Source organism: Rhodococcus sp. A14 (assembly GCF_011603105.1).
In the GTDB taxonomy this organism is placed as follows: Bacteria; Actinomycetota; Actinomycetes; order Mycobacteriales; family Mycobacteriaceae; genus Rhodococcus_F; species Rhodococcus_F opacus.
The window spans coordinates 1-22,073 of record NZ_JAAOQS010000063.1 but is presented as its reverse complement, the minus strand read 5'-3'; the positions used below and the strand labels follow the sequence as shown (position 1 = coordinate 22,073).

Below are 22,073 nucleotides of genomic sequence, written 5' to 3'. Positions count from 1 at the left end.
GGCTATGCCTCGTTCCTACCGATCGCCGATCACATTCCACGCCGTGGACACAATGGTCTCGACCTGAGGAAGGGTCGCGTATTCGAGATGCTTGGCGTACGGGACCGGGACCTCGGCGCTGCACACGCGGCGAGGTGGCGCGTCGAGCTCGTAGAATTCGCGTTCGACTATCTGCGCCATGACTTCCGCCGCGAGACTGCCGGTGCGCCAGCCCTCGTCGACCACCACGGCACGGTGTGTCTTCCGGACCGACGCGGCGATGGTGTCGGTGTCGAGGGGGCGCAGCACCCGAAGGTCGACGACCTCGGCGGCGATTCCCTTCTCTGCCAGTACGTCGGCGGCGGCGAGGGCCTTGGGCAGCGAACCGCCGTACGTGATCAGGCTGATGTGGTTTCCCTCCCGGCGTACCGCTGCCGAGTCGATGTCGACCGGGACGGGCCCCTCGAGGTCTTCCGACGAGTTGTACAGCTGGGTGTGTTCGAAGATGATCACCGGATCGGGGTCCGCGAGGGCCGGTCGGAGCATGCCGCGCGCGTCCGCCACTGTCGCGGGCGCCAGGACCCGGATTCCGGGGATGTGGGCGTACCAGTTCTCGAGGCTGTGCGAATGCTGCGCGGCGAGTTGCCTGCCGGCGCCGGTCGCCATGCGCACCACCACGGGGACGGAGAATTGTCCGCCCGACATGTGCCGGAGCGACGCTGCGGTGTTTACGATCTGGTCGAGCGCGAGCAGGCTGAAGTTGACGGTCATCACCTCGATGATCGGGCGCATCCCGCCCACGGCCGCCCCGATCCCCACTCCCACGAAACCCAACTCCGAGAGCGGGGTGTCGCGGATCCGCTCGTCCCCGAATTCGGCGAGCAGGCCCTTGGACACCGCGTACGTGCCGCCGTAGCGTCCGACATCCTCACCCATGAGGAACACCCGCGGATCGGAGTGCATCGCCTCACGGATCGCTTCCCGCATCGCGTCCCGGTAGCTGATCTTCACGACGCCTCCTCTGTTCGCGCCGGCGTGAGCACGTCGCGCAGGAGGTCCCCGGGCGCCTCCCAGGTGCCTGCCTCGGCGAAGTTCACCGCGGCATCGACCTCCGACATGACGCGGTCGTCGATGCGGAGGAACTCCTCCTCCGAGAACAGCCCGAGCGCTTTGAGCCGCGCCGAGAAGGTGTGAATCGGACCCCTCTCCTTCCAGGACTCCACTTCCGCCTTGTCGCGATACAGTTCCGGGTCGAACATCGAATGGGCACGAAATCGGTACGTCTGGAATTCGATGAAGAAGGGGCCGCCGGTCGTGCGGACGTGCGCGGCGCCGGAGCGGGCCGCGTGCAGGGTAGCAATCACATCCATGCCGTCCGCCTTGAGCGTCGGGACGTCGAACGACGCGGCTTTGACGCACAGATCCGTTTGAGATTCCGAGCGGGACAAGGCCGTGCCCATGGCGTACAGGTTGTTTTCGCAGCAGAACAGCACCGGCAACTGCCACAGCGATGCGAGATTCATGGTCTCGTGAAAGGCGCCCTCCGCCATCGCGCCCTCGCCGAAGAAGCAGGCCGTCACTCGGCGCTTACCCTGCATCTTGTCGGCCAACGCCAGACCGGCCGCGAGCGGCAGACCGCCGGCGACGATCGCATTGCCCCCGTAGAACCGGGTGGCGGCATCGAACAGATGCATCGATCCGCCTCGCCCCCTCGAACAGCCTTCGCGTTTCCCGAACATCTCGGCCATGATCGAGTTCATCGGGACACCGTGCACCAGCGCGTGGCCGTGCTCGCGGTAGGTCGCGACCACCGCATCGCCCGGAGACAGGGCATGCAAGGCCCCGACCGCGACCGCTTCCTCCCCCACATACAGATGCAGGAACCCGCGGATCTTCTGGGCGCCGTACAGCTCCGCAGCCTTCTCCTCGAAGCGTCGAATGCGCAGCATGTCCGTCAGCAACTCGACCGCGAACGCCTTGTCGTAGGGAAAGTCCGGGGCAGTCATCCACCCACCTCCAAAGTCGATGTGTCCCCCTCCGGCAGACCCAGTTCGCGTGCCTTCAGCAGCCTGCGCATGATCTTGCCGCTCCGTGTGTGCGGGAGAACCTCCACGAACTCGATCTCCTTGGGGGCGACCGAGGCGCCGAGTTTCTTGCGGGAGTACCCGAGAAGTTCACGGCGCAGGGCGTCGTCCGCGTTCCAGCCCGTCTTCACGGACACGAAGGCTTTGACCACGGCACCCACGATCGGATCCGGCTTGCCGATGACTCCCGCTTCGGCGACCGCGGGATGCTCCATGAGGACGTTCTCCACCTCGAACGGACCGATGAGGTGACCCGCCGATTTGATGACGTCGTCGGCCCGACCCACGAACCAGTAATAGCCGTCCGCGTCGCGCTTGGCCAAGTCGCCGGTCAGGTACCAGTCGCCCGCGAAGGCGCGCCGGTACCGGTCGTCATTGTGCAGGTAACCGCGGAACATCGAGGGCCAGCCTCGGCGTATCGCGAGTTCCCCCTCCACATTCGGTGTTTCGACGGTTTCGATGCCGCCGTCCCCTGTGCGTCGGACGATGGCGGCGTCGATGCCCGGGAGGGGTCGTCCCATCGATCCGGGTTTGATGGCGAAACCGGGTGTGTTGGCGATCATGATGCCGCCCGTTTCGGTTTGCCACCAGTTGTCGTGGATGGGCCGACCGAGCACGTCTCGTCCCCACAGAACGGCGTCGGGGTTGAGTGGTTCGCCGACACTGGCGATGAGCCGCAGGTGGGGGTAGGAGTATTTGTGCGCCAACTCCGGCCCGGACTTCATCAGCATGCGGATCGCGGTCGGCGCGGTGTACCAGACCGTGACGGCCTGCTCCTCGAGGATGCGGTACCACCGTTCGGCATCGAATTCGTTGCTGTCGACGATCGACGTCACGCCGTGCAGCAACGGTGTGATCACCCCGTACGACGTGCCGGTGACCCAGCCAGGATCCGCCGTGCACCAGAATACGTCCGATGGATGCAGGTCCAGGGCGAACAACCCGGTCGCATAATGGGTGGCCACGGCGCCGTGGACATGGACCGCGCCCTTCGGGGTACCGGTCGTTCCGCTGGTGAAATGTAGCAGGGCAACATCGTCGGCGCAGGTCGGGGTGATATCGCAGTCCCCGTCGGCGTCCACCATCATGCTGTGGAAGTCGAGCGTGTCCGGAACGTCGGTGATCGAACCGGCATCCCCCACCACCAGCACGTGGCGCAAGGACGGCACCGAGTCGCGGATCTTCTCCACCCGCCGCCGATACAGCTGCTCGGTGGTCACCAGGACTTGGGCGTCGCCGAGCCGAAGTCTCGTGGCCAACGGCTCGGGGCCGAAGGCGGAGAACAACGGGGAGACCACGCTTCCGTTGCGCAACGCCCCGAGGATGCTGACGTACAGCTCCGGAATACGACCGGTGAACACGAAGACGGGGTCGCCCTTCCCCACGCCGAGTCCGCGCAGCACGGCGGTGAACTTGCGGACTCGGTGCGCGAAGTCACCGAAGGTGACCTCGGTGACGGGTAGCTCGCCGGCGCCCTTGTTCGGACCCACGAACCGGAACGCGACCTTGTCCCGCTGCGGCCCACAGTCGTGGCGGTCGACCGCGTAGTACGCGATGTTGCAGCCACCGGGGGCCGGCCCGAGTCGACGCTCGATGGCAGACCACGAAAACCGGGACCGTTCACCGTCGTAGTCGGTGAAGTTCGGTGCCACTCCACTGGTGGGCGGCGATGTGGGAGTGATGCTCATGGCCGCTGATCACAATCCGCGTCCGCATGCAGCCGCGTCCTCTGTGGCTGCCAGCTCGAACAATTGGTGCGCCAAGTCGGTCAATGCACGAGCAGCAGCCATCTCGCGGCTGACCTGTACTGTGCCGTGTCGAGAGTGGCAGCCGGCCTCTCCCCGTCCCTCGAGGAGGGTCTTGTCGTGTGTACGCAGGCGCGCCCTGGCCTGGGAACGGGTCGGCTCCGCGTCGGGTTCGTATATCTCGATCTCCACAGGCCACATAGTTGCGGGCAGCGGTCTGGTCACCGCCGCTCCGGGCCCCTGCACATCGCGCCCGTGCCACTGGTCCGTCATGGCCACTCCTGTTCGATTGCTGTGTGGTGACGCTCGGTAACGGGGCCCGGTCCCCCGGATCGGTGGGCCACGATCACTCGGTTGCGCGGTGTGGGATCACAACGCTCGGACGTCGACCGTTCAGGATGCCGTTCGAGTGCCGTGACGAGCCGTTGCCGGGCAACTCGCTCGGCCAGTTCCGGTATGTCGGCGATCGGCACCCCCGCGAGATCCGAAATGCTGCCCGCGACTATCCGGGCAATCGCGTCCCGCGTGAAACTCCCCCCGAACTCGGGAATCAGCCGCTCCACCACCGGGGCCTGCGCATGCACCATCGACGTGGTCTCCGTGTCACTGTTCGTGCTGGTCATTGCGTTTCGAGGATCCTTCGATGCCGGGTGGGCGTCCTTGGTTTCCTTCAGCATCGCGAACCCACCGACACCGGCAATAGAGGCGAAGGACCGTAGTCGAGGACCAAAGGCTCTGACGCCGCGTCCGCCTCCCACGCTTGAATGAATTCCGACGGCCGACGACGGAGGTGACGGTGCATGAAAGCCCGGATGCCACGCGCGGTCACCACGGGTGTCGTCGTGCGCTCCCTTCGACCCACCGACCGAGACGACGTGCAGTCTCTGCACGAGCGGATGGACCAGCACGACGCGTACCTGAGGTTCTTCGGCGCCCGTCCGACGCATCTCGGGGATCTGGCCGCGTCACTGTGCCGGCAAGACCCCGGGCATTGCGCACTGGGCGCCTACATCGGTGGCGTCCTGGTAGGAGTCGCGAACTACGTGAGCCCGGTACACCAGTTGGACAACGACTCCCCGTTGGTCGAATTCGCGCTGGTGGTCGATCACAATTACCAATCGCACGGAATCGGAACGATGCTGCTGACCCGGCTCGTCGACGCAGCGAGGGCGCACGGTATCGGGCGGATGACGGCGGAGGTGCTGGCGCAGAACACCGTGATGCTCGAGGTGATCCGAGAGCGGGGGTGGGCCCACGCGCTGCGTCGTGACGGGACCACGCTTCACCTCGACCTCGACCTCGATGAGGACGCGCAGGCTGACGGACCTTCGGCGCTGCCCCGGCCCGTCGTGATGTGACGCACCATCATGTCGGCGACCGAGAGAACTCAGAGGTGTTCGCCACCGCAGGCAGTCGGTGGCCTCGAGGTGGACGGAGTCGAGACGCACACGGCCTATGTCGTCATGGTCGGTGATGTCGTCTTCAAGGCGAAGAAGCCGATCCGGACGGCGTTCGCCGACTTCGGCACCGCCGAAAGGCGTCGCGCGGCCTGTGAGCGTGAAGTGACATTGAACCGCAGGCTGTGCCCCGACGTGTATCTCGGAGTCGCCGATTTGACGGACCCGGCGGGAGGACCGACCGAAGCGCTGGTCAAGATGCGCCGGATGCCGTCGGACCGACGACTGACCCGGCTGCTCTGCGGGGGCGGTGACGCCACCGCACACGTGGATGCGATCGCCGCCGTCGTCGCCCGATTCCATGCCGGAGCGGACCAGTCGGCGGACATCGATCGTGACGCCATGCCCGGCGCGGTGGCCGCGCGGTGGTGCGCCAACGTCTCCGAGGTGACGAGTTACCGGTGCGATGTCCTCCCGGCTGCGGACGTCGACGAGGTGGAGCGACGGGCCCTCAGGTATCTGAAGGGGCGGAAACAGCTGTTCGAGAACCGCATTCGGGAAGGCCGGACAGTCGATGGTCACGGCGATCTTCTGGCGGACGACATCTTCTGCCTCGACGATGGGCCGCGCATTCTCGACTGTCTCGACTTCGACGACCACCTACGCCACGTCGACGGTATCGACGACGCGGCATGCCTTGCCATGGATCTCGAGTACCTGGGACGCGAGGACCTCGGGTTGCGGTTCCTCGATCGATATTGCGCCGCGGCACACGACCAGCCCCCGACATCGTTGCGGCATCACTACATCGCCTATCGGGCGTTCGTCCGCGCGAAGGTGGCCTGTTTGCGGTACACGCAGGGCTCCCGCGTTGCCCGCGAGGATGCCCGGGCGCACTGCCGCCTGGCCTTGCGGCATCTGCGCGCCGGAACCGTGCGAATGGCTCTGGTCGGTGGGCTGCCCGGCACCGGAAAGTCGACGCTGTCACGCGGATTGGCTGATGTCACCGGATCCGTCGTCATCTCCAGCGACCGCGTCCGCAAGGAACTCGCCGGCCTCGATCCGCATTTCGGTCAGGTGGCCGGATTCGGTGAGGGCCTGTACAGCGGCACCATGACCGACCGCACCTACGCCGAGGTGCTGCGGCGCGCTCGCGACCATCTCACGGCGGGAAGGTCGGTCGTGCTGGATGCGTCGTGGACCCACCCGATGCTCCGGGAGCGCGCTGCGCTCGTCGCTTCCTGCACCCACAGCGATCTCGTCGAACTCGTATGCAGGGCACCACGCGCCGTGGCGATCGCGAGAATCGGGAGCCGTCCAACCGGCGACTCGGACGCCACCCCCGTCGTGTACGACGCGATGGCCGCGAGTGCCACGGCGTGGCCCTCGGCCACCGCGGTCGACACGGACACGGCCGCCGGGGACAGCGTGCAGACGGCGGAGCGGATCTGGCATTCCACGTCGGGGTGGCGAGATGAGTAGTCACAGCTACCGTTCGCCGGTAACGGCCCGGCGTGCCCGACGACAGGAGAGCCCATGCCCGACATCGTGACGTTGACGATGAATCCTGCGCTCGACATCACCACGAGCACGAATCGGGTGGTGCCGACCGACAAGGTGCGCTGCGGCGCACCTCGCCGCGATCCCGGCGGCGGCGGACTGAACGTGGCCCGGGTACTGCACGTTCTCGGAACTCCCGCGACGGCGGTGTTTCCTTCGGGCGGCCATACCGGCCGGGCCCTCGAGGATCTCGTGGCCACCGAGGGTGTCGGGATCCGGAGTCTGACGATCCGCGGTTCCACACGGGAGAGCCTGACGATCAACGAGAACGAGACGGGTCTGCAGTACCGTTTCGTCCTGCCGGGACCGACAGTGACCGCAAGGGAACAGGTGGCCTGTCTCGACCTGGTCATCGAGGTCGCGTCGGGCGCCGACTATGTGGTGGTGAGCGGAAGTCTGCCACCGGGTGTGCCCGCCGATTTCTACCAGCAGGTGGCAGACGTCGTCGGCGACCTCGGTGCGCGAGTCATCGTCGATACGTCCGGTCCGGCCCTGAGACAACTTCGGGGTGGTGTGTTTCTCGTCAAACCGAGCATTCGCGAACTCCGGGACTGGACGGGGCGGGAGTTGTCGGCGATCGACGACCAGGTGGCTGCGGCTCGGGAAGTCATCGACCGGGGGATCTCCCAGGTCGTCGTCCTCTCGCTCGGTGCCGATGGCGCTCTGCTGGTCACGCGGGACCGTGACGAGTATCTCCCGTCGGTCCAAGTCCCGGTGGTCAGCGGTGTCGGTGCGGGCGACAGCATGGTCGCCGGCGTGGTGTGCGGCCTGGCACACGGTCGTTCGTTGAGCGACTCGGTGCGGTACGGGATCGCCGCGGGGGCGGCCATGCTACAGACACCGGGCACCGCCCTGTGCCGGCGACCCGACGTCGAGCGGTTCTATGCACTGCTCACCGACGGATCCGCCGCGGGCACCATCGTCGGATAGTCAGGCGTGAGCGAGATGGAGACCGGCCGCGCTCAGTTCCGCGTAGTTCGGATCGCATCGTGAACCATCCAGCGCGAGTTGACAGTACACGGCGTCGTAAGCTCGTGAGTCACCTGTCGAGGCGATGGGACTGGTGCGACGCTCCAGCATGGTGGCGCCGGGCCATCTCGACTGGATCGCCTCGGCGAGCTGCGCCCCGTCGATATCGGCGACGATGAGCGGACCGCCCTCCCCCACCACGACCACCTGACGGGCGTCGGGCAGCTGCCACACGGCGACCGGCAGCACCGTGTCGGTGCCACCGGGACCGTGCACGGTGACCGAGTCGCCGGTGCTGCTGATCAGTGTCGCGACGGGTTCGCTCATCGGGTTCCTCCTCGCCGGTCCCCATCCGCGGACGTTCGCAGGTCTGACCTCGCTCGGTCGAGCAGGATCCTGCGTTCCGCAGCCGCGATGTTGTGGCGCGTAATGGCGGCGACGTCCGGTGCCACGGACACCGAGGTGATGCCGTTGCGTACGAGATGTTCCGCCAGAGCGGGGTTGGTCGACACTGCCTGCCCGCACAGGGAGGTGGTGAGCCCGGCACGTGTGGCACGCTCGATGATGACGTCGATGGCGTCGAGTACGGCGGGGTCCATGGTGTCGAACAGATCCCGGCAGATCTCGGAATCCCGATCGACTCCCAGCACGAGTTGGGTGAGGTCGTTGGTACCGATGGAGACGCCATCGATGCCGAGGGCCGCGTACTCCGGAATCCAGTACGCGACGGAGGGGACCTCCGCCATGATCCATCGGTGCATGCGGCGATCCGCGCCCAGTGGATGGGAGTCGAGGTCGGCAAGGCACTGAGCGAGCTCCCACCGGGTGCGGACGAACGGGATCATCAGATGCACGTTCGGGTAGCGCTTCCTGACGGTGAACAGCACGTCGAGATCGAGGCGGAACAGTTCGGGTTCGCGCACGTAGCGGAAGCAGCCGCGGTAGCCGATCATCGGGTTGTCTTCGTGCGGCTCCACGTCGCCACCGGAAAGGTTGGCGAATTCGTTGGTGCGTAGATCGATCGCCCGGTAGATGACGGGGCGCGGCGTGAACGCGGCGGCGATGCGTTCGACCGCCGCCGCCATCTCGGCCACGTACTCGTCGCGGCGTCCCTGCGCGATCATCGCTGCCGGGTGTGTCCCACCCAGCGCGTCCATGATCATGAACTCGGCGCGCAGCAACCCCACTCCGTCGACGTCGGAAGCGGCCACACGGTCGGCGGCGTCCGGTGTAGCGAGGTTGACGTACACGGAGGTGGCCGTCGCCTCCGGTGCGGACCCCGTACCGGTCCGCTCCGTCACCGGTCGCGGTGCGGAAACGGCACCCTTCGCCGACGACTCCGGTGCAGAGGTGGATACCGCTCCGTCGTAGACCACCCCCGAATCACCGTCGACCGTGACGATCGCCCCCTCCACCAGTTCGGTGGTGGCGGTCCGGGTACCGACGACCACGGGACGTCCCAGCTCGCGACCGACGATGGCGGCGTGACAGGTGATCCCGCCGCCGTCCGTGACGATTGCCGCCGCACGGCGCAGCACGGGAAGCCAGTCGGGGCGTGTCATGGGTGCGACGAGTATCTCTCCGTCGGACAACCGGTGGGCGTCGGACACGGACCGCAGGATGCGGACGCGGCCGGTCGCCGTTCCGGGGCCTGCGCCGAGCCCGTGGACGAGGGCCTTGCTCGTCGATTCGCGATGTTCCTCCGTGCGAGCCCGGGGCTGTCCCAGAGTCGTGATGGGGCGCGTCTGGACGATCCACAACCGATTTGCGGCGAACGCGAATTCGAGGTCCTGGGGGACGTGATAATGGTCTTCGACAGCGACGGCGAGCAACGCCAATCGTTCGAGTTGCTGGTCGGTGAGAACGCGTCGGCCTCGTGCCGTGGCGGGAATCTCTACCGAATGCTCCCCTTCGTCATCCGCGGTGATGGAGAAGGACTGTGACCCGATGTGGGCGTCGATCACTGCGAATCCCGACTTCGCCACCACATAGGTGTCCGGCTCCACCTGGCCTCCCACCACGACCTCGCCCAGTCCGGTCGCGGCTTCGACGACGATGCGATCGCGTGCACCGGTTCTGGGATCTGCGGTGAAGACCACGCCCGACTGGTCGGCGTCCACCATCAACTGGACGACGACCGCGATCGACGGCTCGTCGGTCACTCCCTGAACGCTGCGATAGGTGAGTGCGCGCTCGGACCACAGCGACGCCCAGCATTTGCCGATTGCCTCGATCAGCGCGTCGTCACCGGACACGCCGACGAAGCTGTCGTGGATACCTGCGAACGAGGTGTCGGCCGCGTCTTCGGCGGGGGCGGACGAGCGGACCGCGACCCTCGGCGCCCCCGCGCCGAGCTCACGATACGCAGCGAGAATTTCCGCCCGCAGGGCAGCAGGCATCGGAACGCCGAGTACGGTCGACCGCAACTCGTGCGACGCTGCGGTGAGGGTGTTGTCGTCGGTCCCGGCTTTCGGCAACCCGTGTTCCCGAAGGGTGTCGCGCACTCCCGCCTCGTCCATCGCCCCCAGATAGCCTTCCGCGGTGACGGCAAATCCTGGTGGGACCGGATAGCGGGCGCGCGTCAGCTCACCGAGATTGGCCGCCTTGCCCCCTACCGATGGTGCGTCCGCCAATCCGAGTTGATCGATCGGCTTGACCCAGCGGTGTTCGACCACCGTCTGTTGCACGTTCATGAGGTCTCCTCGTCGTCATGGTCCAGCGAACACCGTCGACTTCGGACCGCACAGGGTCCAAAGTCACCGCCGCTTCGCGCGGGGCCGAAATACCCTGTCGAACTCTGGTCTGCGGCTCGATGATGGGACGTAACCTCGACCGACAGGAGGTACCGTCGTGGCGCGCTCGGCCGTCATCCGGCAGTCCCTCGGTGGTGCGGTGTTGATTGCGACGCACGTGATCCTGACGAAACCGCTGCGCCGGCGGCGCACGACGTGGGGCGCGACCGCAACGGAGGCGGCGGCAGCGCTGCCGGGAGACGAGCTGATCCCCCACCCCGCATGGCGCTACACGCACGCCGTCACGGTCGACGCGCCGCCGGAAGTGGTGTGGCCCTGGATCGTCCAGCTGGGTCAGGGCCGCGGCGGCTTCTACAGTTACGTCGGACTCGAGAACCTCATCGGTTGTCGCGTGCGTAACACCGACAAGGTACTTCGGGACTACCAGAACCTGGACACCGGCGACGAAGTGCGGCTGCACCCGAAAGCGCCCCCGCTGACTGTCGCGTCGGTCGAACCGAATGCACGCCTGGTCCTCCATGCCCGCGACCCCCGCACCGGCGACGCCTCCATCTGGGCGTTTCATCTTCTTCGCGACCAGGCTGGGCGCACCCGGTTGATCGAGCGGGGCTGCAGCTCCTGCGGCCCCGGACTCGTCAGCCGTCTCTTCTTCGGGCCTCTGCTGATGGAGCCGATCGGCTTCGTCATGAGCCGGAAGATGCTTCTCACGATCCGGGCCCTCGCATCGGCCGCCGGCACCGAAGCTGCACGACCACGGCCCCCGAGGCGTGGCTTCGTCCCGCGACGGATCGATCTCGGCCGCCGCCGCGAGTGCGGCTGATCAGGCACCGTTCGCAAACGGGACGAGTGGCGCAACTGAGGTCTTTAGATCCTTGTCGCCGAGTCTGCCGCCGGACGAGCATCGAGAGCAGGCCGCCCACACAGAACCGGCGACACCGATGACGGAGAGTCCCCCCATGACTGAAGACAACGCGCTGGTCCTCGTCGCCGGCTATCCGGACCTCGACCGTGCCCGTGAGGACTTCGACGCGCTCACCGCTCAGGTGCGCGGCAAGCAGATCACCCTTCGGGGTGCAGTCCTGGTAACGAAGGACCCGGACGGGAACCTCACCATGATCGACACGGGCGACCATCTGGGCCGTAAGGGCGCCGGCTGGGGTGCCGGGGTCGGCCTGGTGGTGGGGTTGTTCGCCCCGCCGATGCTGGCTGCAGCCGCCGTCGGCGCCGGTGCCGGCGCGCTGGCAGGCAAGTTCGCCTCACACCGCATCACGAGCGGCCTCGAGACCAAGATCGGTGAGGCGCTGGCCTCCGGGACATGTGTGTTGATCGCGGTCCTGCCGTCGGGCAGCCGGCTGCAGGTGGAGCAGGCGCTCGGCGGCGCCCCCCTGAAGTCGGTCGCGGAGTTGGATGGTTCGAGCCTGAGGGACCTCGAGGCGTCCCTGGCCTCTGCAATGGGGAAGTTCGATCCGGACCGCACGCGGCTACCGATCCCCAACCGAACCTTCGGGGGCACCATTGGCCGCACGGTGCAGGACTCCGTACCGGATTGGACGATCGTGCCCGGGCCGAAGCCACCGGACGGTGCTCCGAACGTGCTGATCGTGCTGATCGACGACGCCGGTTTCGGTGGACCGGACACCTTCGGCGGTGCTATCCGCACCCCCACCTTGAGCCGGGTTCAGCAACAGGGATTGACCTACAACCGCTTTCACGTGACCGCGGTGTGCTCGCCCACCCGGGCGGGGCTTCTCACCGGCCGCAACCACCACCGCGTGGGATTCGGCTCGATTGCCGAGTACCCGGGCCCCTTCCCCGGATACACGGCCGTGCGGCCGAGAAGCTGCACCGCACTCCCCCGGATTCTCAGCGAGAACGGGTACGTGACCGGCGGCTTCGGCAAGTGGCATCTCACCCCGGACAACGTGCAGGGCGCCGCCGGACCCTTCGACAACTGGCCGCAGGGGTGGGGCTTCGACCACTGGTGGGGATTCCTCAGTGGTGCGGCCGGACAATACGATCCGATCGTCACCCAGGACAACTCGGTCCTCGGCGTCCCGGAGGGCAAAGACGGTCACGGCTACTACTTCCCCGACGACCTCACCGACAAGGCGGTGGAGTGGCTCCACGGTGTCCAGGCTCAGGACCCACAGAAACCGTGGTTCATGTACTACTCCACCGGGTGCAGCCACGCCCCGCACCATGTGGCCAAGGAATGGGCAGACAAATACAAGGGGCAATTCGACGACGGCTGGGACACCTACCGCGAGAAGACGCTCGAGCGTCAGAAGGTACTCGGGATCGTTCCCGCGGACACCGAACTGACCGAGCGACCGGACCTGTTTCCCGCCTGGGATACGTTGTCCGACTCCCAGAAGAAGCTCTATGCCCGGCAGATGGAGGTGTTCGCCGGGTACTCCGAGAACGCCGACTGGAACGTCGGGCGGCTGCTCGACTCGATCGAGGACATGGGCGACCTCGACAACACGCTCGTCTTCTATATCTGGGGTGACAACGGCGCCAGCATGGAAGGGACGATCACCGGCTCCTTCAACGAGATGACCTTCCTCAACGGGGTGGTACTCGACGCCGAACACCAGTTGAAGCTGATCGACGAATACGGTGGGATCGAGGCGCTCGGCGGCGACCACACCGCTCCGCACTTCGCCGCCGCCTGGGCGCACGCGAACAACACCCCGTTCCAGTGGGGCAAGCAGATGGCCAGCCACCTCGGTGGCGACCGCGACCCGATGGTGATCGCGTGGCCGAACCGGATCACCCCCGACTCACAGGTGCGGGGGCAGTTCACCCACTGCATCGACATCACCCCCACCGTCCTCGCCGCGATAGGGCTGCCCGAACCGACCACCGTCGACGGGATCGACCAGGAACCCATGGACGGAACGAGCTTTCTCCCCACATTCGCCGACGCCGACGCGCCCGAACAGCACACGGTGCAGTACTTCGAGATGTTCGGCAGCCGCGCGATCTATCAGGACGGCTGGTGGGCGTGCACCCGCCTGGACAAGGCCCCCTGGGACTTCTCCCCGGAGACCATCAAACGGTTCGCACCGGGTGTCTACAACCCGGACGACGATGTCTGGGAGCTCTACTACCTGCCCGACGACTTCTCCCAGGCCCACAACGTCGCCGCCGATCACCCCGACAGACTGGAGGAGCTGAAGCAGCTGTGGTGGCGTGAGGCGGAACGCAACCGGGCTCTCCCCCTGCTCGGGGGAATGTCGATCTTCTTCGGCCTGCTGCCGCCGATGCCGACGACCACGCGATTCACCTTCAAGGGCGACGTCCAGAACGTGCAGCGCGGCATGGTCCCTCGCGTGGCGGGACGCTCGTACGCCATCGAAGCGAACCTTCACGTACCCGAGGACGGCGCCGAGGGTGTCATCGTTGCCAACGCCGACTTCATCGGCGGCTTCGCACTGTGGGTCGACGGCACCGGCATACTCCACCACACGTATTCCTTCCTCGGTGTGGAGACCTACAGGCAGGCGTCCGAGCAGAAGATTCCGACCGGTGACGTCACCGTGAAGATGCTGTTCGAGACCGAGGAGCCCAAACCGGGCAGCGGTGGTCACGTGTCCTTGTGGGCGAACGACGAACTGATCGGGGAAGGTGATATGCCCCGGACGGTGCCCGTGGCCTTCAGTTCGTACGCGGGAATGGACGTGGGCCGCGACAACGGCCTGGTCGTCGACCGCGATTACGAGGACAAGGCCCCGTACCGGTTCACCGGGACCGTCCACGAGGTCGTGTTCGATCTCCAACCGGCACACCACGAGGCCGAGCTCGCGCTGCACGAGCACGCGGCGATGCAGGGTGTCGGGCACGGCGCGGCCGGCTGACCCGACGATGCCTTTGCCCGGGCTCAGATGCCTTTGCCCGGGCTCAGGGGTGTTCGCTGTACAGGGCGGCGCCGGCGGTGACCCCTGCACCCACGGCGATGATCAGGACTCGGTTCCCGGCCGGGATACCACCCGTCCGGCGGTCCAGGGCCGCCACGAGGGACGCGGTATGCATCCGTTCGTCGTCCGCGACCACGATCCGTGGCACGGGGACGCCCAGGTGCTCGGCGAGCGTCGCGCGGAACTTCCGCCGGGCGGGAGCGGCCACGATCAGATCGACATCGGCGAGGTCGAGGGAGGATGCTTCCAGGCATTCCCGTGCCGCCTGCGCTCCGGCGGTCGCGAATCGCTCGTCCATCGAATCCGATTCCCGGAACCGCAGTACGTTCCGGGCGTCCTCGAGTCCGACGGTGGCGCAGAAACTTTCACCGGCATCGTAGCGATTCACCCAATGGACGGGGCCCAGGCCGAATTCGTCGTCGGTCCAGCGGCAGAGAATGGCTCCACCCGTCGGCGCGAACGGAAAGTGCTCGCTCATCCCACGTCCGGGATCGGCGTCACTGGCAACCACCAGCGCCCAGTCGATCGTGTGCGACCGCAGGAATCCGTCGACGATCTGCAGACCGTTGAGAGCCCCACAGGATCCGTTGGCGACATCGAAGGAAAAGGTCCCGTGCGTGTCGTCGTGGGGGTCCTCCGGGTGGGCACCGATATCATCCTGGATGAGCGCCGCGAGGGCGGGCTCTCCCAGATTCCGGTCGCGGTACAACCCGACGTTGACGAGCAGATCCAGGTCGTCGGCATTCCGACCGGCCCGTTCGAGGCAGGTCTGGGCGGCCGACACCGCGAGATGCAATGCACTGTGGCGGGTACGCCAGCCGCCTCGTGTGACGTCGAGCCGATCAATGACTGTGCCCATAGCGTGCCACCAATTCCTCGTCCAGGGTCAACAGAACGACGCCGATCTCCAAACCCGATGCGAGGGCGATCAACGCCACGGTCTCACCCGCTCGGATGCGGCCTGCTTCGAGTTCCTCGACCAGCGCGACGGTGTGGGTCGTCGAGGCCGTATTTCCGTAGCGGTCGACGGTGATGACCGCGTCGTGCCGTGGAGAATCGCCCAGCGTGGCGGTCACCTCGGCCATCCCTTTGCGGATCGCCCGCGCCGAGGTTTGGTGTGTGATCACGTGATCGATGTCGTGGAGGGAGATCCCGGCGGCGTCGAGCACCTCGTGCAACAACAGCGGGGTGTCCGCGATCGCCGCCCGCTGGATCCCCCGCGAATTGGTGAACATCCGGGCGCCGGGGTCGCCGCCCTTCGGGTACGCGAGACAGAGCCGACTGTAGTCGGCGACGGTGGTGAATCCGGCCAAACCGATCCCGGCCGATCCGGCGGGGGCACGTTCGAGGAGCAGCGCGGCCCCGGCGTCGCCGAGCGTGAGGGACGCAAGCTCCTTGCTCATGATGTTCCGGATGTGCTGGGCAGCATTCTGTCCGAGCTGCGAAATGTACTCACCACTGACGACGAGTGCCCGTTCGACGATTCCCTGACGGATCCAGTTGTTCATCACCGTCACACCGGTCAACATGCCGGCGCACGCGTTCGAGAGATCGAAGGTCATCGCCCCCTGCGCGCCGATCGCCTGGGCGACCGCACTACTCATCGTCGGTTCCAGCCATTGGGTGAGACCGCCGTGAAACTTGGTGATGCTACAACTGACCACCACGTCGATCGACCCGGCGTCCCGGCTCGACCGTTCCAGGCAATCCAGTGCCGCCGAGATCGCCAGTGTGTAGGAGTCCTCGTCCCCCACCGACACCCGGCGCTCGCGGATCCCGGTGAGCCGCTCGAGGTCGATGTGAGTCGAGTGACGGGTGGTCGACATCAGGTCCGTGGTCGTGAGATGTGTCGCGGGTAGATGCCGGCCGGCCCCGGCGAGACGCGTAGCGAACGGCATTCGCGGGTCGCCGTTCTCGGTCTCCATGACCAGCCAACGCTTGACCATTCTTTCCACCTCCGTGCTCACTCCACAATCGCGCACCGGCGATCTCGTCACCAGGGCATTTGGACCCTTCCGGGGGATCGTTCGAACCAACACCGAGGAATGCGACGAGGTGAGGTCCTAGGACCCTTGTCCGGTGACAGTGGCACGCCGACGCTGAGGGACGAGGAGAGGAGTCGTCATGCAGGCACGACACGTCATGAGCAGCCCGGTCACCACGGTGGACCGATCCACCTCGGTGGACGAATGCCTTCGGTTGGTCGGAAGTTCGGGCTTCACGGTGCTTCCGGTCGTCGACGAGCGGAAGCATCTCGTGGGCATCGTGTCCGAGGGTGATCTCCTCCGTGCACGATTCCGTGAGCTGGGCGGGGCCGATTCGCAGCCGGACGAGATGACCGCAGGCGACGTGATGGCCAGTCCCGTGGTGGCGATGACGGCCGACGCGGAGGTCAGCGAACTCGCATCCGCCATGCTTCGATCTCGGCTGCGCGGCATCCCCATCGTCCACGATCACGACATCCTCGGGATCGTCACCCGTCCCGATCTCATCGCCGTCCTCACGACCGACGACGCTCAGGTCGCGAAGGAAGTGCAGCACCGCCTCGACGTCTACGGTGGAGCCGGCCGATGGCGCGTAGACGTTGCCCACGGCTCCGCCTCGATCTTCGGCGTCACGCCTCACGACCCGGAACGAAATGTCATCGCCGCCCTGGCCGACACCGTGCCGGGCATCGCCGAGGTGCACTTCCCGCCCGAATCGACATCTCCCGGTGGGACGTAGCAATGCAAGCAAGATATCTCGAAGCCCGAGACCTGCGATGGCCATGGGTCGCCGCCGCCACCGTCGTGGGCCTCGCGGCATTGTCGGTGACGTCTCCCCTCACCGTCCTCGGGGGCGCAGCAACGATCGTCTTCATCGGACTCGGCATCTTCCGCAATCCACACCACCGTGTCGTCGGCGCCGCGATCGTGTCGGTCGGTGTCGGACTGATGGTCCCGGGTTTGCCCGCCCTACTTCTCCACGGTGTGAACTCGCTGTGAGCGGCCGCCCCGCGATCCGGAGAGGGCTGTGTGCCCTCTCGAGACGGTCACGCGGCGGTGGCACATTCTCGACCAGGCCTGCACGAACGAACAGAGACGAGGAATCGACATGCAGACAGATTCACCGATCGTCGTAGGTGTGGACGGATCGGCGCAATCGCTCGACGCCGTGCGCTGGGCAGCCGACGCGGCCGTCCACCACCGAGCCCCGCTACTTCTGGTGTCGTCCCTCCTGAAGGCGCCCGGCACGTTCGGCGACGCCGTCAACCTGTCCGCAGGCGCATTCACCGGCGTCGAATACGGGGGTACCCAGCGGCTCGCCACGGCCGCCGAACTCGCCCGGCGGAGCGTGCCCGGCAACCATCTCACCCTCCGGACGGCGCTACGTCACGGCTCGGCCGTGACGGTCCTGCTCGACGCCGCGAAGTCGGCTCGCATGCTGGTCGTCGGTTCCCGTGGCCTCGGAGAGTTCACCGGCGGCCTGGTGGGATCGGTCAGCTCCGCGGTCGCCAGTCATGCAGCGTGCCCGGTGGCGGTGATCCGCGGAATGCCCGAGACGGATGCGCCGCCATTGGACGGTCCGGTGGTGGTCGGTGTCGACGGTTCGCCGAACAGCGAACCGGCCATCGCGGCTGCCTTCGAGGAAGCCTCTCTGCGCGGCGTCGATCTCGTGGCGGTGCACGCGTGGAGCGACTTCAGCCTGTTGACCGTTACCCCCGCCGATCTCAGCGACAACGATCTTCCCTGGTCGGCAATCGAAACCGCCGAACAGGCCGTCCTGTCGGAGAGCCTCGCCGGATGGAAGGACAAGTATCCGGACGTGTCCGTCCGCAAAGTTGTCGTCCGAGATCGACCGGTTCACCACCTGCTCCAGCAAGCACGGGAATCGCAGTTGGTGGTGACAGGCAGCCGGGGGCGTGGTGGTTTCGCCTCACTGTTGCTCGGTTCGACCAGCCGGGCGCTTCTGCACTCCATCACCTGCCCGCTGCTGATCGTCCGACGTTGATGTAGGTCGATGCGTCCACTGGCCAGAACGACGCGTCGGCCCTGCCGCCTGTCGGCGCCCGATTGCAGCGCCGGTTTGTCGAAAGGAAGGAGCTGTCATGCACGCGCAACAGATCATGAGTAGCCCGGTCACCACTGTGACTCGGTCGACCCCGGTCGACGAATGCCTCCGCATCATTGCGAGTTCGGGGTTCACCGTCCTGCCGGTCGTCGACGAGTCGCAGCATCTGGTGGGCATCGTCTCCGAGGGCGATCTGCTCCGCGAAAAGTTCGCTACGCTCCCCAGAGCCGATGTCACAGCGGCCGACACGATGACCAGCCCAGTCGTCGCTATGACAGCGGACACCGACGTCAGCGACCTCGCGTCTGCGATGCTGCGCTCAGGTCTGCGCGGGATCCCCATCGTCCACGAACACGACGTCATCGGAATCGTCACCCGGCGTGATCTTCTCGAGATCCTGACGCTGGACGACACGAACATAGCGAGGGAAGTGCAACACCGCCTCGATGTGTATGCGGGATCGCGGCGGTGGACGGTGCGGATCGCAGACGGCAAGGTGACGATCGCCGGGCTCGCGCTCGACGATCCGGAACGGGGGGTAGTGACTGCCCTCGCCGAGACCGTGCCGGGCGTCGCAGACGTTCAGCTCACCCAGTCCTGATCGATATCAGGACTTTCGGGGGCGGGTTCGGAGAGTCCGCTGCTCGATGTGCGGTTTCCCGGCAATGGCGTCTTGGAGCGCGGAAATGCGCCGCCGCTCGTGACTGTCCTCCTCGCTCTTCGCAGCGGCCGTCACCACATGCGCGTCCGGGCCGGGGAACACGAGCGCCTCGTGATCGTCCCGTATCCACCTGACGAGGTACGGCGGTGTGCCGTCGGCGCGACGAACCTCGACGATGTGCCCGACCTCGTCCGGGCTGTCGACGACCGTGCCTTTCACCACCAGCCAGTCCCCTGGTTCTGCATGCATGTCGATCTCCATTCGTCGCGATCCGACACGGGCGACCCGTGCGTGTGCCGTAGTTCGATCGTCGTGGTCCGTGCGATTTCCGTGACGGTGCTGTCGAGGCGGGTGAGGTAGTGGGGGCCGACCCCCTTCAGAGTCCACTCGCCTCGGGTGGTGACAATAGGGCCGAGGGTCCTCGGTTCGGACTCGCCACACCTGTCACCACCCGCTACGCAGATCGGCGAGGTCAGTCCGGCGGATCGTCGACATGAGTGTCGACAGTCGCGGCCACAACTTCGCCGAAGTACGTGCTCGACGAGGCACGGCAGGCGCTGTCGCTCTGAGCCGAATGTGCGAGACAGGGGTCAGGCCGCCGACCGCAGTCCGCGAATTGAGGACCGTCGGCCCTACTGGCTTCACCCGATGACGAGTGGACTCGAAGACGCCAGCAACTACTTCCGAATCCTCTGGAGTCAATCATGAGCATTCTGTCCCCCCGCCGCCCACACCAGGCCCTGCTCCCGTCCCTGCCGGACTGGTCCGACCTCATGGCCAGATTCGAGGCGATGCCCCCCTGGACCTCCCTCGAAGGCCACATGATCCGCGTCGAGGAACACCTCGACAAGGGCCGCTACACCCTGCGCGCCGAACTCCCCGGAGTCGACCCTGCCAAAGACGTCGACATCAGCGTCCGCGACGGACAAATGACGATCAAAGCCGAACGCACCGAACAACACAAGGAAGGCGCCCGATCCGAATTCCATTACGGCAGCTTCTACCGATCCATGCCCCTGCCCCCCGGCGCCAAGGAAGACGACATCGACGCCACCTACACCGACGGCATCCTGACTGTCACGATGCCGGTCACCGAATCCCCGACACCGGAAAAACACGTCGAAATCACGAAAACCACCCCCACCAGCGAAGAGACCACCTGACCGCCGGTTCGAACCCACCCGCGGCCCATCGAGGACAGCATGCCCAAGACGATCATCCCCGTCATCGGAGCCCTGTGGCTTGTCCTCGCGGCGATCGGCGCCTGGAGCACCATCGCCTTCGCGATCGCCGCGCCGGCCGCCGTCCTCCTGGGCACGTACCTGCTGGCCAGTGCCGTCACCGGTTCCAACGGCCACTGAAGCCTCAGCGCGGACCATCGAAACAATTGTTTGCAACCATTTTGGAGATCACCACTCATGACCACAGCACGTGACATCATGCACACCGGTGCAACCTGCATCGGCGAACACGACACCCTCACCACCGCCGCGCAACGCATGCGCGAGCTCGACGTCGGAGCGCTACCGATCTGCGGGGACGACGACCGCCTCCACGGCATCATCACCGACCGGGACATCGTCCTCAAATGCGTCGCCGCCGGCACAGATCCCAACACGATGACCGCCGGCGACCTCGCCCAGGGCAGCACCTACCACGTCGACACCGCAGCCACCGTGGAACAGGTCGTCACCGTGATGGAAGAACACCAGATCCGCCGCCTGCCCGTCCTCGACGACCACCGGCTCGTCGGCATGATCAGCGAAGCCGACATCGCCCGGCACCTGCCCGAACACGCCGTCGGCGCGTTCGTCGAAGCCATCTGCGCACCGAAAGCCCTCCCCAGCCACTGAAACCCACCACGACGATGAGGGCCCACAACAGCCCACGCCGTGGCAATCGGTCTCTACCTGCCCTCCGGTCGGATTTCGTTGCCGCCGGGGGTGTCGGCGGCCCCGACCATCTGATCGACCCGCTCGTGGAAGATCCGCCAGCGTCGCTCGTTCTCGTGCGTGAGCACCGCGCTGCGAGCCGCGAGATCCGCGGCATAATCGAGCATTTCCGAGGCCGAGAACAGGTACCGCGGAACGACACGGTGTGCAGTGAGGTCCGCACGCAGGGCGGCCGGGGTGAAGTCGACCCGCCCGAGGATCGCGACCGCGCGGTCGAGGTTGCGGGCGATGAGTTCGGCCATCGACGCGCACTGCCAGTCGTTGCTCACGATACGGTGCCGTTCGGCCAGCAGATCCGCAAGTTCCGGGTAGCTCAGCAATGCCTCCAACATGTCCCATGCCGCCGACATCGCCGACGCCAGCCACTGCCCGATCGCCCGGTTCGCCTCCCCTAACGCGCTGAGATCACGTTTCAGATTCGTGATCTCCGCGGGCTCGCCACCGCCCTCCATGAACAGGATCCCGAGCGTCTCGGTGGCGCGATCATCGTTGAGGTCGGAAGCGCCCGCGAACGGGCTGAGGGACGTCTCACCGGACGGTGCGACCACCGACCACCGTTCGGCCAGTGCCTTCAATGCCCGTGAGTTGCGTTGCAGCCGGATCACGTCGTGAAATGGTGATTCGGAATAGAACTTCTCGTGTTCCCGGTGAAACCGTGCGAGGTTGCGCACCGTGAGCAGCAGCTGGTCTCGCTCCGTCTGCATCGTTCGAGCGTGGCACAGCACGACGGGACATCGCCGGCGAATCGGCGAACTCTCGCATCGTCCGGGGTAATACTCCTCGCGAGTGGATCAATCCCGGTGCCGTGACGCCTCGAGTGACCGCAGCGTCTGTTCCATTCCGCGGGCAACCACGTCGACCTCGGGGCATACGGCACCGTCACCGACAACCGTGATCGTGAACTGCCCCGCATAGGAGAACGCGCCGGCACCCACCGCGATGTTTCCCATCAGGGCCACTACCGGGACGATCTCGCGCACGGCGGCCCCGAAGAGGTAGAGGG

24 protein-coding genes are annotated in these 22,073 nt (G+C 66.3%); 12 read left to right on the top strand and 12 right to left on the bottom strand.

Annotation, left to right across the window (positions count from 1 at the left end):
- Positions 1–15: 15 nt before the first annotated feature.
- From G9373_RS27755 to G9373_RS27735, 5 genes are all read right to left on the bottom strand, one after another.
- Positions 16–990: an alpha-ketoacid dehydrogenase subunit beta gene (locus G9373_RS27755; RefSeq protein WP_005261633.1), complete on the bottom strand. Its 975-nt coding sequence runs from the start codon at positions 988–990 to the stop codon at positions 16–18.
- On the bottom strand, positions 987–1,985 hold the full coding sequence (gene pdhA, locus G9373_RS27750; RefSeq protein WP_005563393.1) for a pyruvate dehydrogenase (acetyl-transferring) E1 component subunit alpha: 999 nt from the start codon (positions 1,983–1,985) through the stop codon (positions 987–989). The genes G9373_RS27755 and pdhA overlap by 4 nt, the downstream gene beginning before the upstream one ends.
- On the bottom strand, positions 1,982–3,751 hold the full coding sequence (gene acsA / locus G9373_RS27745; RefSeq protein WP_043788178.1) for an acetate--CoA ligase: 1,770 nt from the start codon (positions 3,749–3,751) through the stop codon (positions 1,982–1,984). Before acsA ends, pdhA begins: the two co-directional genes overlap by 4 nt.
- 9 nt (positions 3,752–3,760) lie before the next feature.
- Complete coding sequence (locus G9373_RS27740) at positions 3,761–4,009, bottom strand: dsRBD fold-containing protein (protein WP_043788195.1); 249 nt, start codon at positions 4,007–4,009, stop codon at positions 3,761–3,763.
- A gap of 68 nt (positions 4,010–4,077) precedes the next feature.
- The gene (locus tag G9373_RS27735) at positions 4,078–4,431 is read right to left on the bottom strand and encodes a hypothetical protein (protein WP_054245586.1); all 354 of its coding nucleotides are present in this window, start codon (positions 4,429–4,431) and stop codon (positions 4,078–4,080) included.
- 177 nt (positions 4,432–4,608) lie between these two features.
- Between G9373_RS27735 and G9373_RS27730 the strand changes: the two genes are divergently transcribed.
- From G9373_RS27730 to G9373_RS27720, 3 genes are read left to right on the top strand one after another with little or no spacing between them, the layout of a single operon-like run.
- The gene (locus G9373_RS27730; protein WP_054245545.1) at positions 4,609–5,166 is read left to right on the top strand and encodes a GNAT family N-acetyltransferase; all 558 of its coding nucleotides are present in this window, start codon (positions 4,609–4,611) and stop codon (positions 5,164–5,166) included.
- A gap of 9 nt (positions 5,167–5,175) precedes the next feature.
- The gene (locus G9373_RS27725) at positions 5,176–6,687 is read left to right on the top strand and encodes a bifunctional aminoglycoside phosphotransferase/ATP-binding protein (protein WP_054245546.1); all 1,512 of its coding nucleotides are present in this window, start codon (positions 5,176–5,178) and stop codon (positions 6,685–6,687) included.
- Positions 6,688–6,741: 54 nt separating this feature from the next.
- Positions 6,742–7,695, top strand: a complete 954-nt coding sequence (locus G9373_RS27720; RefSeq protein WP_167117816.1) for a 1-phosphofructokinase family hexose kinase — start codon at positions 6,742–6,744, stop codon at positions 7,693–7,695.
- On the opposite strand, the gene G9373_RS27715 is transcribed toward G9373_RS27720, so the two are convergent.
- Both G9373_RS27715 and ppsA read right to left on the bottom strand, forming a co-directional pair.
- Entirely contained in the window at positions 7,696–8,061 is a 366-nt protein-coding gene (locus tag G9373_RS27715; RefSeq protein ID WP_054245548.1) for a hypothetical protein, read from the bottom strand.
- Positions 8,058–10,427 carry a phosphoenolpyruvate synthase gene (gene ppsA, locus G9373_RS27710; protein WP_005563405.1) on the bottom strand — a complete coding sequence of 790 codons (2,370 nt, stop codon included), beginning with the start codon at positions 10,425–10,427 and terminating at the stop codon, positions 8,058–8,060. The genes G9373_RS27715 and ppsA overlap by 4 nt, the downstream gene beginning before the upstream one ends.
- A gap of 157 nt (positions 10,428–10,584) precedes the next feature.
- On the opposite strand from ppsA, the gene G9373_RS27705 reads away from it, so the two are divergent.
- Complete coding sequence (locus tag G9373_RS27705; RefSeq protein WP_005563406.1) at positions 10,585–11,307, top strand: hypothetical protein; 723 nt, start codon at positions 10,585–10,587, stop codon at positions 11,305–11,307.
- Positions 11,308–11,443: 136 nt separating this feature from the next.
- Positions 11,444–14,347: an arylsulfatase gene (locus G9373_RS27700; protein ID WP_167117813.1), complete on the top strand. Its 2,904-nt coding sequence runs from the start codon at positions 11,444–11,446 to the stop codon at positions 14,345–14,347.
- Positions 14,348–14,390: 43 nt separating this feature from the next.
- On the opposite strand, the gene G9373_RS27695 is transcribed toward G9373_RS27700, so the two are convergent.
- Positions 14,391–15,266 (bottom strand): 3-oxoacyl-[acyl-carrier-protein] synthase III C-terminal domain-containing protein, encoded by an 876-nt coding sequence (locus tag G9373_RS27695; protein ID WP_005261658.1) that lies wholly within the window; start codon positions 15,264–15,266, stop codon positions 14,391–14,393.
- A complete protein-coding gene (locus G9373_RS27690) occupies positions 15,250–16,353 on the bottom strand; it encodes a 3-oxoacyl-[acyl-carrier-protein] synthase III C-terminal domain-containing protein (protein WP_167117810.1) in 1,104 nt (367 codons plus the stop codon). Before G9373_RS27690 ends, G9373_RS27695 begins: the two co-directional genes overlap by 17 nt.
- A gap of 178 nt (positions 16,354–16,531) precedes the next feature.
- Between G9373_RS27690 and G9373_RS27685 the strand changes: the two genes are divergently transcribed.
- From G9373_RS27685 to G9373_RS27670, 4 genes are all read left to right on the top strand, one after another.
- Positions 16,532–17,131, top strand: a complete 600-nt coding sequence (locus G9373_RS27685) for a CBS domain-containing protein (protein WP_005563414.1) — start codon at positions 16,532–16,534, stop codon at positions 17,129–17,131.
- 2 nt (positions 17,132–17,133) lie between these two features.
- Positions 17,134–17,391, top strand: a complete 258-nt coding sequence (locus tag G9373_RS27680) for a hypothetical protein (protein WP_005563417.1) — start codon at positions 17,134–17,136, stop codon at positions 17,389–17,391.
- Positions 17,392–17,500: 109 nt separating this feature from the next.
- The gene (locus G9373_RS27675) at positions 17,501–18,397 is read left to right on the top strand and encodes a universal stress protein (protein ID WP_043788197.1); all 897 of its coding nucleotides are present in this window, start codon (positions 17,501–17,503) and stop codon (positions 18,395–18,397) included.
- Positions 18,398–18,494: 97 nt separating this feature from the next.
- Positions 18,495–19,058 carry a CBS domain-containing protein gene (locus G9373_RS27670; RefSeq protein WP_167117807.1) on the top strand — a complete coding sequence of 188 codons (564 nt, stop codon included), beginning with the start codon at positions 18,495–18,497 and terminating at the stop codon, positions 19,056–19,058.
- 6 nt (positions 19,059–19,064) lie between these two features.
- On the opposite strand, the gene G9373_RS27665 is transcribed toward G9373_RS27670, so the two are convergent.
- A complete protein-coding gene (locus G9373_RS27665; protein ID WP_005261667.1) occupies positions 19,065–19,379 on the bottom strand; it encodes a DUF1918 domain-containing protein in 315 nt (104 codons plus the stop codon).
- Positions 19,380–19,822: 443 nt separating this feature from the next.
- On the opposite strand from G9373_RS27665, the gene G9373_RS27660 reads away from it, so the two are divergent.
- Genes G9373_RS27660 through G9373_RS27650 form a run of 3 tightly spaced genes read left to right on the top strand, consistent with a single transcriptional unit; the run spans position 19,823 to position 20,971 of the window.
- Positions 19,823–20,281: an Hsp20/alpha crystallin family protein gene (locus tag G9373_RS27660; protein WP_167117804.1), complete on the top strand. Its 459-nt coding sequence runs from the start codon at positions 19,823–19,825 to the stop codon at positions 20,279–20,281.
- A gap of 39 nt (positions 20,282–20,320) precedes the next feature.
- The gene (locus G9373_RS27655; protein ID WP_037205825.1) at positions 20,321–20,479 is read left to right on the top strand and encodes a hypothetical protein; all 159 of its coding nucleotides are present in this window, start codon (positions 20,321–20,323) and stop codon (positions 20,477–20,479) included.
- Positions 20,480–20,536: 57 nt separating this feature from the next.
- The gene (locus tag G9373_RS27650) at positions 20,537–20,971 is read left to right on the top strand and encodes a CBS domain-containing protein (protein ID WP_005563426.1); all 435 of its coding nucleotides are present in this window, start codon (positions 20,537–20,539) and stop codon (positions 20,969–20,971) included.
- A gap of 53 nt (positions 20,972–21,024) precedes the next feature.
- Here the strand turns inward: G9373_RS27650 and G9373_RS27645 are convergent, their stop codons facing one another.
- Entirely contained in the window at positions 21,025–21,774 is a 750-nt protein-coding gene (locus G9373_RS27645; protein ID WP_167117801.1) for a hypothetical protein, read from the bottom strand.
- An 87-nt stretch (positions 21,775–21,861) separates the two neighbouring features.
- The coding region (locus tag G9373_RS27640; protein ID WP_167117798.1) for a WS/DGAT domain-containing protein at positions 21,862–22,073 on the bottom strand (212 nt) is incomplete at its 5' end.

Coding starts and splice junctions, on each gene's coding strand:
- pdhA (WP_005563393.1), bottom strand. CDS start 1,985: ATGACTGCCCCGGACTTTCCCTACGACAAGGCGTTCGCGGTCGAGTTG.
- acsA (WP_043788178.1), bottom strand. CDS start 3,751: ATGAGCATCACTCCCACATCGCCGCCCACCAGTGGAGTGGCACCGAAC.
- G9373_RS27740 (WP_043788195.1), bottom strand. CDS start 4,009: ATGTGGCCTGTGGAGATCGAGATATACGAACCCGACGCGGAGCCGACC.
- G9373_RS27735 (WP_054245586.1), bottom strand. CDS start 4,431: ATGACCAGCACGAACAGTGACACGGAGACCACGTCGATGGTGCATGCG.
- G9373_RS27730 (WP_054245545.1), top strand. CDS start 4,609: ATGAAAGCCCGGATGCCACGCGCGGTCACCACGGGTGTCGTCGTGCGC.
- G9373_RS27725 (WP_054245546.1), top strand. CDS start 5,176: ATGTCGGCGACCGAGAGAACTCAGAGGTGTTCGCCACCGCAGGCAGTC.
- G9373_RS27720 (WP_167117816.1), top strand. CDS start 6,742: ATGCCCGACATCGTGACGTTGACGATGAATCCTGCGCTCGACATCACC.
- G9373_RS27715 (WP_054245548.1), bottom strand. CDS start 8,061: ATGAGCGAACCCGTCGCGACACTGATCAGCAGCACCGGCGACTCGGTC.
- ppsA (WP_005563405.1), bottom strand. CDS start 10,427: ATGAACGTGCAACAGACGGTGGTCGAACACCGCTGGGTCAAGCCGATC.
- G9373_RS27700 (WP_167117813.1), top strand. CDS start 11,444: ATGACTGAAGACAACGCGCTGGTCCTCGTCGCCGGCTATCCGGACCTC.
- G9373_RS27695 (WP_005261658.1), bottom strand. CDS start 15,266: ATGGGCACAGTCATTGATCGGCTCGACGTCACACGAGGCGGCTGGCGT.
- G9373_RS27690 (WP_167117810.1), bottom strand. CDS start 16,353: ATGGTCAAGCGTTGGCTGGTCATGGAGACCGAGAACGGCGACCCGCGA.
- G9373_RS27685 (WP_005563414.1), top strand. CDS start 16,532: ATGCAGGCACGACACGTCATGAGCAGCCCGGTCACCACGGTGGACCGA.
- G9373_RS27680 (WP_005563417.1), top strand. CDS start 17,134: ATGCAAGCAAGATATCTCGAAGCCCGAGACCTGCGATGGCCATGGGTC.
- G9373_RS27675 (WP_043788197.1), top strand. CDS start 17,501: ATGCAGACAGATTCACCGATCGTCGTAGGTGTGGACGGATCGGCGCAA.
- G9373_RS27670 (WP_167117807.1), top strand. CDS start 18,495: ATGCACGCGCAACAGATCATGAGTAGCCCGGTCACCACTGTGACTCGG.
- G9373_RS27665 (WP_005261667.1), bottom strand. CDS start 19,379: ATGGAGATCGACATGCATGCAGAACCAGGGGACTGGCTGGTGGTGAAA.
- G9373_RS27660 (WP_167117804.1), top strand. CDS start 19,823: ATGAGCATTCTGTCCCCCCGCCGCCCACACCAGGCCCTGCTCCCGTCC.
- G9373_RS27655 (WP_037205825.1), top strand. CDS start 20,321: ATGCCCAAGACGATCATCCCCGTCATCGGAGCCCTGTGGCTTGTCCTC.
- G9373_RS27650 (WP_005563426.1), top strand. CDS start 20,537: ATGACCACAGCACGTGACATCATGCACACCGGTGCAACCTGCATCGGC.
- G9373_RS27645 (WP_167117801.1), bottom strand. CDS start 21,774: ATGCAGACGGAGCGAGACCAGCTGCTGCTCACGGTGCGCAACCTCGCA.